The following is a 13,520-nucleotide window of genomic DNA, read 5'->3' as shown; positions in this document are numbered from 1 at the left end:
AGGAGTTCGACAGATGACCCAGGATCCCGTCGCGGACAGCCATTCGCTCGATGTCGAGTTTCTTGCCGCGGCGGTGCGGGCGGCCCGGCAGGGCCTCGCCGAGGGCGGGATCCCGATCGGCGCCGCCCTGGTGGTCGACGGCGGGGTACTGGCGACCGGCTGGAACAAGAGGGTCCAGCTCGGCAGCGCCATCCGGCACGGCGAGACGGACTGCCTGGAGAACGCCGGTCGGCTTCCGGCCACCGTCTACGCGAGATCGACGATGGTGACGACCCTCTCGCCCTGCGACATGTGCACGGGCGCGATCCTGCTGTACAAGATCCCGCGCGTCATCATCGGCGAGAACCGGACGTTCTACGGCGGTGAGGACCTGCTCCGCGCCCGCGGTGTCGACGTGGTGGTGCTCGACGACGAGCAGTGCGTGACGATGATGATGGACTTCATCGAGGACCGGCCGTCGCTCTGGAACGAGGACATCGGCGTCGCCGACTGACGACCGGCGCGGGGCCGCGGGCGCTGAACGGGAGGGCGGCGATCAGCCGGTCAGCGTCTCCAGCCACAGCCCGGCGTAGCCCCGGGCATCGACGTGAACCGCGACGTCGACCCAGGTCGGTGAGATGGTCTGTGGCCCGCGGACCGGATCGAGCGGCGGTTCCCGGCGGTCGACCACCGTCTGGCCACGGGTGTAGCCGTGCCCGGTCTCGACCAGTACGCCCCACCGGTGAGTGGTCAGGCCCGCGGGATCGACGACGGCGCACAGGGTTCCGGCGTCGCCGATGGTCACGGAGTCCTCGTCCAGCTTGTCGCACTGCCGGGTGATCAGCGCTCCGGCGAGCTGGCACGCGGGATCCAACCGGTCCCGCAGCCGTGCCGCGTGCTCCCGGTCGACCCTGACCTGGTCGAAGACATCGAGTCCGTACATGGTCGCCGGAATGTCCAGGTCGCGTATCGCGGCGAGGGCGATGGCCGTTGCCTCCGGGTCGTGAAAGACGTTGAACTCCGCGACCGCTGTGACGTTGCCCACCGACGCCGACCCGCCCATGAAGACGACCCGCTCGATGCCGGCGGCGACTTCCGGGTGGGCGCGCAGCAGCAGCGCGATGTTCGTCATCGGAGCGGTCGCCACCAGGGTCACCGGTTCGCCGTTGGCCACCGCCGACAGCAATTCGTGCCGCAGCAGGTCGACGGCCGACTGCTGGGAGGTCCGCCGGTCGGACGGCCGGGAGAAGCCACCCAACCCGTCGCCGCCGTGGAAGTGCCCGGCGTCCTCGGCGGCCACCAACAGTGGGGTTGCGGCGCCTCTGGCGACCGGGATCTCCCCGGCACCGGCGGCGTCGAGCACGTACCGGGTGTTCGCGACCACCTGGTCGACCGCGGCATTGCCTGCCACGCAGGTCACCGCTCGCAGATCGATGGCAGGCGAACGAACCGCGAACATCAGCGCGAAGGCGTCGTCGATGCCGGTGTCGCAGTCGATGATGACCGGGACCGGCGTCACAGGCGTGCCCCGTGCAGCGCCTCCACCATCCGGCGATGGCGCAGGTACCGCAGGGTTCCCAGCACGGCGACCACCGCGGCGAGGGCCACCGGGATCGCCCACCAGACGAGCGGCGCCTGGAAGGTGATCACCATGCAGAGGGAGAAGAACGCCAGCATGGTGGCGACGAGCATGACATTGCTGGACGCCGGCACGGTGGACATGGGGCTAAGACTGCCACCACTTCGCTCCTGACCGGAACCCGCGTAAGCTACTGGCGAGTAACTTATCGATCGCCCGGCTTCCGCTGCCTTCAGGGCATGATGGATCGGCCGGGCCGACGAAGCCCAGGACGGTCGACGCTCGTCTCCCGACGAGTTCCTATGGAGAGGTGATCCGGCGATGAAAATCGCGGTGTTGATCAAGCAGGTGCCGGACACGTGGTCCGAGCGCACCCTGCGCGAGACGGACTGGACGCTGGACCGCGACGCCGCAGACGCGGTGATCGACGAGATCGACACCCGCGGGGTCGAGACGGCGTTGCAACTGGTCGAGAAGCACGGCGGTGACGTCACTGTCGTCACGATGGGTCCGGAACGGGCCACCGAGGCACTGCGCAAGGCACTGGCCATGGGCGCCGACGAAGCGGTGCACATCACCGACGAGGGCCTCGCCGGATCGTGCGCGCTGCAGACGTCGGCGGCGCTGGCCGCGGCGATCCGCCCGCTCGGGGTCGATCTGGTCATCACCGGCAACGAATCCACCGACGGCCGCACCGGTTCGGTCCCGTCGATGCTGGCCGAACGTCTCGGTATGCCGCAGGTCACGTCCATCCGCACCCTGGACATCGACGGCACCTCCCTGCGGGCGGAGCGGGTGAAGGACGGCGGCTACAGCGAGGTCACCGCGACCCTGCCGGCCGTCATCTCGGTGACCGAGAAGATCAACGAGCCCCGGTATCCCGGGTTCAAGGGGATCATGGCCGCGAAGAAGAAGAAGGTCGCGACCCTGGGCATCGGCGACCTCGGTCTCGATCCCTCGACCACCGGGCTGGCCAACGCCTCCACCGTCGTGGTCGACGGCGCGCCGAGGCCCCCCCGCCAGTCCGGCGAAAAGGTCACCGACGACGGCACCGGCGGCAGCCGGATCGCGGAGTATCTGGCCGCCGCACGGCTCATCTGACGGTTCGACCAGCGAAAGGAAACACACGCATGTCCGAGGTACTGGTACTGGTCGAGCAGCACGACGGCACGATCGCCAAGGTCACCGGGGAACTGCTGACGGCGGCCGCCCGGCTGGGCACACCGGCCGCTGTGGTCGTCGGAAAGCCGGGCACGGCCGAGTCGCTCGCCGGCGATCTCGGCGCACTCGGAGCGGCCACCGTTTATGCCGCCGAGTCCGACGAGGCCGCCGGATTCCTGGTGACCCCCGCAGTGGCCGGTCTGGCCGCCGCCGCTGCCGCCGCGTCACCGACCGCGATCCTGATCGCGTCGACGGTCGAGGGCCGGGAGATCTCCGGCCGGCTGGCCGTCCGGCTCGAGTCCGGGCTGCTGGCCGACGCCGTGGACGTCGTCCTGGTGGACGGCGTGGTCGTGGCGACGCAGTCGGTGTTCGGTGGCGCCTACTCGGTCCGCTACCGGGTGGCCGTCGGTACGCCGATCATCTCCATCCGGCCGGGCTCCATCGAGCCGTCGCCAACACCCGCTGCGGTGCAGGTGATCCCGCTCGACGTGACCATCGATCCGGCGGTGTCGGCCGTTGTCGTAGCCGATCACCCCGAACCTGTCGGCGACCGCCCGGAGCTCAACGGCGCCGCCGTCGTGGTGTCCGGCGGGCGGGGAGTGGGTTCGGCCGAGAACTTCCGGGTCGTCGAAGAGGTCGCCGACGCCATGGGCGGCGCGGTCGGCGCGTCACGCGCAGCGGTGGATTCCGGCTACTACCCGCATCAGTTCCAGATCGGTCAGACCGGCATCAGCGTCTCGCCGCAGCTGTACGTGGCGCTGGGCATCTCAGGCGCGATCCAGCACCGGGCGGGCATGCAGACCTCGAAGACGATCGTCGCGGTCAACAAGGACGCGGATGCGCCGATCTTCGAGATCGCCGACTTCGGCGTCGTCGGCGATCTGTTCACCGTCGCGCCGCAGCTGGCGGAAGCCGTCCGCGAACGCAAGAGCTGAGCGTGGTGGGCCGCCGTCAGCCGGTCTGACGGCGGCCGCACACACGGATCGGACTGGATCGCACCGCCGCGGATTGGGTGCTCAGCACGGGGGCACCTACCCTGGATAACGATGACCTACCTCGACCATGCCGCCACCACCCCGGTTCTGCCGGAGGTGGTTGCAGTCATGTCGCAGGCCATGTCCGTGACCGGCAACGCGTCGTCGCTGCACACCTCCGGGCGGGCCGCACGCCGGCGGGTGGAAGAGGCCCGGGAGAGCATCGCCGCCTCGCTCGGCGCCCGGCCGAGTGAGGTCCTGTTCACCTCCGGCGGCACCGAGTCGGACAACCTGGCGGTGGCGGGCATCTTCCGAGCCCGTCGCGCCGCCGACCCGGCCCGACGGCGGATCATTGCCGCGGCCGTCGAGCACCACGCGGTGCTGGACGTCGTGGAGTTCCTGGTGGCGACCGAGGGCGCCGAGGTCAGTTGGCTCGAGGTCGACGATTTCGGCCGGGTCCACGCGGACACGCTTGCGGCGGCGATCGCCGAGAATCCGTCGGATGTGGCCGTGATCAGCGTCATGTGGGCCAACAACGAGGTCGGCACGGTCAATCCGATCAGGGAACTCGCCGACGTGGCCCACGCGCACGGCATCCCCTTCCACACCGACGCGGTGCAGGCGCTCGGGCAGCTGCCCGTCGACTTCACCCGATGCGGCGCCGATGCGCTCACGGTCACCGGCCACAAGGTCGGCGGGCCGACGGGGAACGGCCTGCTGCTGTTGCGTCGCGAGGTCGCGGTGGTGCCGCTGATGCACGGCGGCGGCCAGGAGCGCGGAGTGCGCTCGGGGACGCTGGACGTCGCCGGGATCGCCGGGCTGGCGGTCGCGGTGCAGGACGCCGTCACCCACCGCGCGGAGCGGGCCGCGACGCTGACCGGGCTGCGCGACGGCTTGATCAGCACCGTGCTGGCTCTGGTTCCGGACGTCGTACTGTCCGGCGACCCCGGCCAGTCGCTGGTCGACGGTGCGCCGTCACGGCTGCCCGGCAACGTTCACCTGCGGTTCCCCGGCTGCGAGGGCGATTCGTTGCTGATGCTGCTCGACGCCAACGGCATCGAGTGCTCGACCGGCTCCGCCTGTACCGCGGGTGTCGCGCGGCCCTCCCACGTGCTGCTGGCCATGGGGGTCGGCGAAGAGGCGGCCAGGGGTGCGCTGCGGTTCACCTTCGGGCACACCTCCACCCCCGCCGACGTGCAGGCAGTGGCCGAGGTGCTCGTGCCGGTGGTCGAACGGGCCCGGCGCGCGGCCCTGGCCGGGGCGCGACGGCGGTGACGGCGGCAGGTTCGATGTCGGGTTCGATCGCGGCGGGTGTGACGGGGGCGGGTTCCTGATGCGCGTGCTGGCCGCGATGAGCGGTGGGGTCGATTCCGCGGTGGCTGCGGCGCTGGCGGTCGACGCCGGCCACGACGTCACCGGTGTGCACATGGCCCTGTCCCGCAATCCGGGGACGCTGCGGACCGGCTCCCGGGGTTGCTGCACGGTCGAGGACGCCTTCGACGCCCGGCGGGTCTGCGATCTGCTCGGCATCCCTTACTACGTCTGGGACTTCAGCGAGGACTTCCTCGAGGACGTGGTCGCCGACTTCCTGGCCGAGTACAGCGCAGGCCGGACCCCCAACCCGTGCCTGCGCTGCAACGAGAAGATCAAGTTCGCCGCGCTGCTGGACCGGGCCATCGCGCTGGGATTCGACGCGGTCGCGACCGGCCACCACGTCCGGTTGCAGGACGGGATCCTGCACCGCTCGGTCGATGTCGCGAAGGACCAGTCCTATGTGCTGGCGGTGCTGACCGCAGAGCAATTGGCGCACAGCATGTTCCCGCTCGGCGAGATGACCAAGCAGGAGGTCAGGGCCGAGGCGGCCCGCCGGGGATTTGCGGTGGCGGCCAAGCCCGACTCGTACGACATCTGCTTCATCCCCGACGGTGACACGCACGGCTACCTGGTCGACAAGCTGGGAGCACGAACGGGTTCCGTCGTCGATTCCGAGTCCGGTGAGGTGCTGGCCGAGCACGACGGGTTCTTCGCCTACACCATCGGCCAGCGCAAGGGACTGAACCTGCAACGTCCCGCGCCAGACGGCCGCCCGCGTTACGTCCTGGGCATCGAACCGGTGAGCGGAACCGTGACGGTCGGACCGGCGACCGGACTGGACGTCGGCGTCATCACCGCGGACCGGGTGGTGTTCTCCCGTGGAGTGCCACCGCAATTCCCGTTGCGCACCGTCGCGCAACTGCGGGCGCACGGCGGCACCGTCCGCGGCTCCGCCGACCTGGTAGACGGAAGGATTCGCTTGATTCTCGACGAACCGATTCGCGGGGTGGCCCCCGGTCAGACCGTGGTGCTGTACGACTCCGCCGACGAGTACGTCATCGGTGCCGGAACGATCGTGCGGGCCGCGTGACCGATCAGGGCCTGCCGCGGATCGAGCTGCCGGGGGACTCCCGGCGGCCGCCGCTGACCGAGCTGTTCCCGCCGAAGCGCACCTGGAACCGCACCGCCGCAACGGGTGTCGGTTCCATGCCGGGCACGTCGCCGGGCGAATCCGCAGCCATGGTCGCCGGCGAGCTGCCGGCGCTGCCGCACCTGGTCGAGCTACCGGACCGGGGAGTCGGGGCCGACATGATCGGCCGGGCCATTGGGATGCTGGTCGACATCCCGGCCGAGGTCGTGCCGTCGGGCTGGCGGATCTCGCGACGGCCGGGACGGGATGTCCGGCGGGCCATCGACTTCCTGGCCTGGGATTCCGACGCCGCCGAGCAACAGTTCGCCGGCGCCGAATGGGTGAAGGTGCAGGTCTGCGGGCCGTGGACGCTGGCCGCCATGCTCGAGGTGCCGGCCGGGCACCGGGCGCTGACCGATTCCGGCGCCGTCGATGACCTGGCGACGTCGTTGGCCGAGGGGCTGGCCGCACACGTCGCACAGATCGCCGCCCGGGTGCCGGGCGCGGGGATCGTCGTGCAGATCGACGAACCCGCCCTGCCGGCGGTGCTGGCCGGAAGTCTCAGCACGGCAGGTGGTTTCGGGACCGTCCGCGCGGTACCGGCGGTCCGGGCGATCGAGGTGCTGTCCCGGGTGACCAGCAGCATTGCCGGTCGCCCGTCCATCGCACACTGCTGCCATCCGGCGGCGCCGCTGCGCCTGCTGCGGGCAGCCGGGTTCGACGCTCTGTCGATCGACGTGACAACTCTGACCGCGGCGGCGGCGTCGCTGGATCCGATCGGCGAGGCGGTGGAGACCGGCGCTGTCCTGCTGGCAGGGGTCGTGCCGTCCCTGGCGCCCGCGAATCCCGATGTCCCGGTGCTCGACTGGGCCGCGCCCCTGCTGCAGGCGTGGGACCGCCTCGGCTTTCCGCGGGAGCAGTTGGCAGCGTCGGTGGTGCCGACCCCCACGTGCGGGCTGGCCGGCGCCGACCGCGAGTGGGCGGTCCGCGCCATGAAGGTATGCCGTGAACTGGCCGACGCACTGCCGGACCTGCCGGAAAGCCGGTAGCCGGGTTACCGGGAGATCAGCGTGGGCTGCGGCGGAGTTCTTCGGCGACCAATTCCGTGACCTCGGCCCGGCTGGGCCGCCAGCCCTCGTAGTAGCCGACGGAGAGCCGCGCGATGAGCCCGCGCCGCCGCCGGTTGCTCAGCGGTGCCAGCAGATCGGCGAAACGGTCCGCGATGCTCGGGGTAGAACCGCTGCCGCCGGAACCGCTGCCGCCGGAACCGCTGCCGCCGGAACCGCTGCCGCCGGAACCGCTGCCGCCGGAACCGCTGCCGCCGGAACCGCTGCCGTTGGACCCGTTGGTGTGCAGGCCGTTGGTCTGCAAGCCGTTGGTCTGCGAGCCGTTGCTGCCCGAGCCGTTGGTGTGCGATCCGTTGGCGACGGATCCGGCGGTGTTCCGGATATGCGGAGTGACCGGGCGCTCGTCCACGACATCGTTGACCCGGCGAATGACCTCGGATTCCATTGCTGCGCTCATTTCAGAGTTGTCGTAAGCCCGGCGGGTGCGAAAGACGGCTACCGACTGCTTCACACGCTAACTAGCCGTTAGGGCGAATATGTCAGGAAAATGTGACGACGCCCAGGGACCTAAGGCCCCCGGGCGTCGAGACGAGCGATGCTGCAGCGGCCGTGTCAGTTCTTGGGAGCCAGGACCGAGATCAGCTTGTCGGTGGTGGCCCGGTGCTGGGCGAGAACCTTCTCGGCGAAATCGAACGTCACCGTGGTGACCTCGCCCGCGCTCGGCAGGTCGGCGGCGGGGGTCGCGACGGGGGCCTGCGGCAGGGCCGGAAGCTGCTTGACGAAGGTCTCGACGGCCTTCACGAACTCTTCCTGGCTCTTGGCCAGGGCGGTCAGGTACTGCTCGGTGGCCTTATTGGCTTCTGCGATGTAGTCGGTCATGGGAGTTCCTCTCGGGCTGCTGTTCGGTGGTCAGTGCCCAGTATGCCAAGCAAAGCGCGGTGTGTCAAGCACAGACTTTGGTAGACCACGCACGCCGGCACCGATCAGCCGCGCAGTGTCCGGTACATGTGCAGGAGCGCTTCCTTCTTGTCCTGGCTGAGATGCTCGTCGAGCCGGATGGCCTCTTCGACGCTGATCTTCGGCGTGTGGTCGTCGTCGGTGTCGAGCAACCCGAATTGGGCGAAGAGGGCGGCCGGCGCGATACTGAGGGCTTGGGCGATGCCGCGCAACACTTCTGCGGACGGCTTATACTGGCCGCGCTCGATCTGGCTCAGGTACGAGTCGGACATCCCGCTGGCCGCCGCGAGTTGCCGCTGCGAGATGTTCGCCAGCTGACGTTGGGCCTTGACGAATGCGCCGAAAGCCTCTGCCATGTCGTTCGACTTGTTCATGATGACCCATGGTAGGGCCGTCTGCGATGTAAACCAAGCACCGAGGGGTCGTCCCGACCGGCTCAGGCGTGCCCGAGTATCCGGTCGACGGCGATCGTCAGGACGACCCGTCGCGGATTCACCCGTGGTGTCCGGTACCGAATGCTGTAGCGCCGTTCGGCATCGGCAACGGCGGCCGGGTCGCGACTCACTGCCGCGGTGCCTTCGAGGGTCAGCCAGCGGCGCCCGTCGACCTGGCACACCGCGGCTCGCCCGGGAGTGCCGTCAGCCGGTTTGCGTTCTGCATTACGGACTTTCACCGATCCGTCGCCGGTGATCACCCGGACCGTGAGGGTTTCCGGATCGTAGGTGAATCCGACCGCGACCACATGCGGCGAGCCGTCACGCCGCAAGGTGGTCAGGGTTGCCAGGTGCCGCTCGGTCAGAAATTCGAGCACGTCGTCTGTCAACCGCGCCGGATCGATCGTCACCCGGCCAGCGTGCCACGAGCTTTCTGCGGTGTGATGTCAGCTGGCCAACGCCAATTCCGTGCGGAGCGGTGCGAGCCCGATATCGGTCGAGGCGAGTTCGTCGAGCATGGCGGCCAGCGAGGCCTCGTTGGCACCGGTCGGCATGAAGGTGCCGTCGATCAGCTGGGCCGACGCCCTCGGAATGGCCACGGCGGCATCCGTCGTCACCAGGCCGAGCGCCGCAGTCACCGGCGCCAGCATGGCGGCAGCGCCCGCGCCGCCGCGCGGCCCGCCGCTGTAGGTCACGAAGCCGAGAGCCTTGTTGCGCCATTCGGCGTGCAGGAAGTCCAGCGCATTCTTCAGCGGTGCCGGGAACCCGCCGTTGTACTCGGGGGTCACGATGATGAGCGCATCCGCCGTGTCGATGTCCTGCGACCAGGCCAGCGTGTGCGGGTGGGTGTAGCGGCCCAGTCGCGGGTGCTCCGGTTCGTCCAGGAACGGCAGGTTGACCTGGGCGAGGTCCAGCACCTCGACCCTGTCGAACGCCTCGGCGTTGCGCGCCCGATCGGCGACCCAGGCACCGATCGCGGGTCCGGAACTGCCCGGACGGGTGGAAGCAAGAATGATCTTGACCGTTGTCATTGTCGTCGCCCTCTTCGATGTGGCTGTCAATCGGCGCCGGTGTCTCGGTGCCCCTTCATGAGCGTTCAACAGTTGCGCAGGAAACTTGTTCCGGCCCGACGGGTGACAGTCGTCTCCTCTGTCGGGGTCCGGTCCTAGGGTGTCGGGGTGAGCAAGAGCACCCGCAGTCGCCAGGGTTCCGTGCAGGAGTCCACCGAGCAGTCCACGGGGGCCGACGCCCTGACGGCGGCGGAAGCCGCCTCGGTCGCAGCGGCTGCCGAGGACTCGGAGGAGGCCGTCGGCACGCCGGCAAGCAGCGCGGACACCGGGGTACCGGAAGCCGCCGCCCAGCGGCACGCCGAGCTCGCCGACCGGATCACCGACGCGCAGTTCCGCTACTACGTCCTCGATTCGCCCACCATGTCCGATGGCGAATTCGACACTCTGCTGCGCGAGCTGGAGGACCTGGAGAGCAGCTTTCCGGTGCTGCGCACGCCGCAGTCGCCCAGCCAGCGGGTGGGCGGCGGGTTCGCCACCGGCTTCGCCGCCGTGGAGCATGCCGAAAGGATGCTGAGCCTGGACAACGTCTTCTCCACCGACGAGCTCACCGGATGGATCGAGCGGACGGCGCGTGATGCCGGCGCGCCGGTCAGCTGGCTGACGGAGCTGAAGATCGACGGCCTGGCCGTCAACCTGACCTACCAACGCGGCCGGCTGGTGCGTGCGGCGACCCGCGGTGACGGACGGGTGGGCGAGGACGTCACGCTCAACGTGCGCACCATCGACGCCGTCCCGGAGCGGCTGCGTGACGACGGCGAGCACGACGTGCCCGAGCTGGTCGAGATCAGGGGCGAGGTCTTCTTCCCGCTGGCCGGATTCGCGGATCTGAACGCCGCGCTGGTGGCCGCCGGCAAGGCGCCGTTCGCCAATCCGAGGAATTCCGCTGCCGGCTCGCTGCGGCAGAAGGACCCGCGGATCACCGCGTCCCGGCCGCTGACCATGCTCTGCCATGGGATCGGCGCCCGGAAGGGCTTCGACATCAGCCGGCAGTCCGAGGCCTACGACCGCCTCCGGTCCTGGGGGCTGCCGATCTCCGAGCACAACCGCGTCGTGCAGTCGGCGACCGAGGTGACGGAGCGGATCGCCTACTGGCACGAGCACCGGCACGACCTGAGTCACGACATCGACGGAATCGTCGTCAAGGTGGACGAGACCGCCTTGCAACGCCGGCTCGGATCCACCTCCCGCGCGCCCCGGTGGGCCATCGCCTACAAGTACCCGCCCGAGGAAGCGACGACCCTGCTGAAGGACATCAGGGTGAATGTCGGGCGAACCGGTCGGGTCACCCCCTTCGCCTTCCTCGAGCCGGTGCTGATCGCCGGGTCGACCGTCTCGCTCGCCACCCTGCACAACGCCGACGAGGTCACGCGCAAGGGCGTCCTGATCGGCGACACGGTGGTGGTGCGCAAGGCCGGGGACGTGATCCCCGAGGTGCTCGGGCCGGTGGTCGATCTGCGCGAGGGACGCGAGCTGCGCGCCTTCGTGATGCCGACGCACTGTCCCGAGTGCGGAACGGAACTGCGGCGAATGCGCGACGGTGATGTCGACATCCGGTGTCCCAACTCGCGCAGTTGCCCGGCGCAACTGCGCGAGCGGGTCTTCCACCTGGCCGGTCGTGGGGCCTTCGACATCGAAGGGCTCGGTTACGAAGCCGCCACCGCCCTGCTGGCGGCCGGTGCCATCACCGACGAGGGCGACGTCTTCCCCGGCAGGGACGCGGAGGGCAACGCCTTCGGCCTCGACGAGGAACGGTTGCTGACGGTTCCGCTGTTCCGGACCAAGGCCGGTGCGCTGTCCGCCAATGGCCGCAAGCTGCTGCAGAACCTCGAGAAGCAGAAGGCGCAACCGCTGTGGCGGGTGCTGGTTGCCTTGTCGATCAGGCATGTCGGGCCGACGGCGGCCCGCGCGCTCGCCCAGCAGTTCGGGTCGCTCGACGGGATCAGGGCGGCCTCTGAGGAAGAGCTGGCCGCGAGTGAGGGAGTGGGCCCGACGATCGCGGCGGCCGTGATCGAGTGGTTCGACATCGATTGGCACCAAAGGATCGTCGAGCGATGGAAAACGGCAGGCGTCCGAATGCAGGACGACCCGACCGACCGACCGGAGCAGACGCTGGCAGGACTGTCCGTGGTGGTCACCGGGAGCCTCGAAACCTTTTCCCGGGACGAGGCCAGGGCCGCGCTGCTCGAACGCGGTGCGAAGGCCGCCGGGTCGGTGTCGGCGAAGACCGCATTCGTCGTCGTCGGCGACAGCCCCGGCAGCAAGTTCGACAAGGCCGTGTCGCTGCGGGTTCCCATTCTGGACGAGGGCGGATTCCGCATCCTGCTGGAGCAGGGACCTGATGCGGCGCGCGAGGTCGCCCAGGTCGGCGAGGAGGCCGGGCCGGAATGACCGGGTCCCCGCTTCGCCGCATCGATGGGCCGCGCGGCGGCGACACCGCTGAGATCGATTTCGGTGCCGTGGGTTTCGATCCGTCCTCGACCGCGTTCATCGCCGACCCGTACCCGGTCTACCACGCCCTGCGCCATGCGGGACCGATCCTGTACTACCCGCCGCGCGGGGTGTATCTGCTGACCAGGTTCGAGCACGTGCACACCGCGCTGCGCGACCGGCGGCTCGGCCGCGGCTTTGATCACCGCTACACCGAAGAGGAATTCGGGCGCCCGGCCCGTGACGAGCGGTGGCCGCAATGGTCGGCGTCGGAACGATGGTCGCTGCTGAACCTGGAACCGCCCGATCACACCAGGCTCCGCCGGCTGGTGACGGCCGTCTTCACACCGCGGGCGGTCGCCGCGTTGCGTTCGGTGATCGAGGACCTTTCGCAGCGCACCCTGCGTGCGGCGCTGGATCGCGGCACCTTCGACCTGATCTCCGATTACGCCCAGCCGTACTCGGTGTCCGTCATCTGCCACCTGCTCGGGGTCCCGCTGATCGACGGCCCGCGACTGCTGGCCTGGTCCCATGCGATCGTGAAGATGTACGAACTGCACACCGACGTCGTGCAACAACAGGACGCGGAACGCGCCGCTGGCGAATTCATCGACTACGTCAGGGAGATGATCGCGGTCCGGCGGAGAGCTCCGACGGCCGATCTGATCACCGAACTGATCCAGGTGGCCGATCAGGGTGACCGGCTCACCGACGACGAGATCGTCTGCACGGTAATCGTTCTGCTCAATGCCGGCCACGAGGCGACGGTGAACACCCTGGGCAACGGGATGCGCGCCCTGCTGACCCACGCCGACCAGTGGCAGCGGGTCTGCGAAGGCGAGGTCGAACCGATGGCCGCGGTGGAGGAGATGATCCGCTGGGACGGGCCGCTGCAGATGTTCGAGCGCTGGGTACTGGACGACGTGGAGATCGCGGGCCGCCGGTTGCGCGTCGGCGAACGGATCGGGATGCTGTTCGGCTCCGCCAACCGCGACCCGGCCAGGTTCCCCGAGCCCGACGTCTTCGACATCGGCCGCGGCGACAGCACCCACATCGGTTTCGGCGGCGGCATGCATTTCTGCATCGGGGCGCCGCTGGCCCGACTGGAGATCGCGGTGTCGCTGGCCCAGTTGCGGGCGTCGGCGCCGGGGCTGCAACTGGCGACCGAACCTCGATATCAACCCTTCTTCGTGATCAGGGGGCTGACCGCGCTCCGTGTCCACGTGCTGTGAACCGGCGATCGACTCTCCGGGTCACATCGACGGATTGATTCCCCGTGCTGCTAGTTTGAGCCCGGGAAACCCGGTGCCCGCGGATCATTCTCGCTGACAGTGATCCGGCACCGAATTGATCGGCGGTCTTTTCGTCCGGATTCGCAGCAATACGCGTGGTGACGTCACATCCGCGCGGCTTTCGGGCACCCGTATCA

The 13,520-nt window shown here is 69.4% G+C and carries 15 protein-coding genes; 8 read left to right on the top strand and 7 right to left on the bottom strand.

Annotation, left to right across the window (positions count from 1 at the left end):
- The first annotated feature begins 13 nt into the window (after window positions 1–13).
- Window positions 14–493: a nucleoside deaminase gene (locus tag ACVBEQ_RS16985; protein ID WP_447154481.1), complete on the top strand. Its 480-nt coding sequence runs from the start codon at window positions 14–16 to the stop codon at window positions 491–493.
- A 42-nt stretch (window positions 494–535) separates the two neighbouring features.
- On the opposite strand, the gene ACVBEQ_RS16980 is transcribed toward ACVBEQ_RS16985, so the two are convergent.
- Window positions 536–1,498, bottom strand: a complete 963-nt coding sequence (locus ACVBEQ_RS16980; protein WP_447154480.1) for a nucleoside hydrolase — start codon at window positions 1,496–1,498, stop codon at window positions 536–538.
- Complete coding sequence (locus ACVBEQ_RS16975) at window positions 1,495–1,701, bottom strand: hypothetical protein (RefSeq protein ID WP_447154479.1); 207 nt, start codon at window positions 1,699–1,701, stop codon at window positions 1,495–1,497. The genes ACVBEQ_RS16980 and ACVBEQ_RS16975 overlap by 4 nt, the downstream gene beginning before the upstream one ends.
- 178 nt (window positions 1,702–1,879) lie before the next feature.
- Between ACVBEQ_RS16975 and ACVBEQ_RS16970 the strand changes: the two genes are divergently transcribed.
- The 5 genes from ACVBEQ_RS16970 (at window position 1,880) to ACVBEQ_RS16950 (ending at window position 7,185) form a co-directional block, all read left to right on the top strand.
- Complete coding sequence (locus ACVBEQ_RS16970; protein ID WP_447154478.1) at window positions 1,880–2,659, top strand: electron transfer flavoprotein subunit beta/FixA family protein; 780 nt, start codon at window positions 1,880–1,882, stop codon at window positions 2,657–2,659.
- A gap of 29 nt (window positions 2,660–2,688) precedes the next feature.
- Window positions 2,689–3,654 (top strand): electron transfer flavoprotein subunit alpha/FixB family protein, encoded by a 966-nt coding sequence (locus ACVBEQ_RS16965; protein ID WP_447154477.1) that lies wholly within the window; start codon window positions 2,689–2,691, stop codon window positions 3,652–3,654.
- Between the two features lie 111 nt (window positions 3,655–3,765).
- Entirely contained in the window at window positions 3,766–4,968 is a 1,203-nt protein-coding gene (locus tag ACVBEQ_RS16960) for a cysteine desulfurase family protein (RefSeq protein WP_447154476.1), read from the top strand.
- Window positions 4,969–5,026: 58 nt separating this feature from the next.
- A complete protein-coding gene (gene mnmA / locus ACVBEQ_RS16955) occupies window positions 5,027–6,097 on the top strand; it encodes a tRNA 2-thiouridine(34) synthase MnmA (RefSeq protein ID WP_447154475.1) in 1,071 nt (356 codons plus the stop codon).
- Window positions 6,098–6,150: 53 nt separating this feature from the next.
- Window positions 6,151–7,185 (top strand): methionine synthase, encoded by a 1,035-nt coding sequence (locus ACVBEQ_RS16950; protein WP_447154500.1) that lies wholly within the window; start codon window positions 6,151–6,153, stop codon window positions 7,183–7,185.
- A 16-nt stretch (window positions 7,186–7,201) separates the two neighbouring features.
- On the opposite strand, the gene ACVBEQ_RS16945 is transcribed toward ACVBEQ_RS16950, so the two are convergent.
- The 5 genes from ACVBEQ_RS16945 to ACVBEQ_RS16925 all read right to left on the bottom strand — a co-directional run bounded on the left by ACVBEQ_RS16945 (window position 7,202) and on the right by ACVBEQ_RS16925 (window position 9,625).
- Window positions 7,202–7,648: a hypothetical protein gene (locus ACVBEQ_RS16945; protein WP_473163185.1), complete on the bottom strand. Its 447-nt coding sequence runs from the start codon at window positions 7,646–7,648 to the stop codon at window positions 7,202–7,204.
- Between the two features lie 167 nt (window positions 7,649–7,815).
- The gene (locus ACVBEQ_RS16940) at window positions 7,816–8,082 is read right to left on the bottom strand and encodes a hypothetical protein (RefSeq protein WP_447154473.1); all 267 of its coding nucleotides are present in this window, start codon (window positions 8,080–8,082) and stop codon (window positions 7,816–7,818) included.
- A 104-nt stretch (window positions 8,083–8,186) separates the two neighbouring features.
- Complete coding sequence (locus ACVBEQ_RS16935) at window positions 8,187–8,534, bottom strand: helix-turn-helix domain-containing protein (RefSeq protein WP_447154472.1); 348 nt, start codon at window positions 8,532–8,534, stop codon at window positions 8,187–8,189.
- A 62-nt stretch (window positions 8,535–8,596) separates the two neighbouring features.
- Window positions 8,597–9,004 carry a pyridoxamine 5'-phosphate oxidase family protein gene (locus ACVBEQ_RS16930; RefSeq protein WP_447154471.1) on the bottom strand — a complete coding sequence of 136 codons (408 nt, stop codon included), beginning with the start codon at window positions 9,002–9,004 and terminating at the stop codon, window positions 8,597–8,599.
- Between the two features lie 36 nt (window positions 9,005–9,040).
- Window positions 9,041–9,625, bottom strand: a complete 585-nt coding sequence (locus ACVBEQ_RS16925; protein ID WP_447154470.1) for an NADPH-dependent FMN reductase — start codon at window positions 9,623–9,625, stop codon at window positions 9,041–9,043.
- A 180-nt stretch (window positions 9,626–9,805) separates the two neighbouring features.
- Here ACVBEQ_RS16925 and ligA point away from each other — a divergent pair, with 180 nt between their 5' ends.
- Entirely contained in the window at window positions 9,806–12,052 is a 2,247-nt protein-coding gene (gene ligA, locus ACVBEQ_RS16920) for an NAD-dependent DNA ligase LigA (RefSeq protein WP_447154499.1), read from the top strand.
- On the top strand, window positions 12,049–13,323 hold the full coding sequence (locus ACVBEQ_RS16915; RefSeq protein ID WP_447154469.1) for a cytochrome P450: 1,275 nt from the start codon (window positions 12,049–12,051) through the stop codon (window positions 13,321–13,323). Before ligA ends, ACVBEQ_RS16915 begins: the two co-directional genes overlap by 4 nt.
- Window positions 13,324–13,520: the final 197 nt, after the last annotated feature.

Source organism: Nakamurella sp. GG22 (assembly GCF_052976845.2).
Note: the sequence above shows the minus strand (reverse complement) of the source record. Positions and strands in the feature narration are given on the sequence as shown.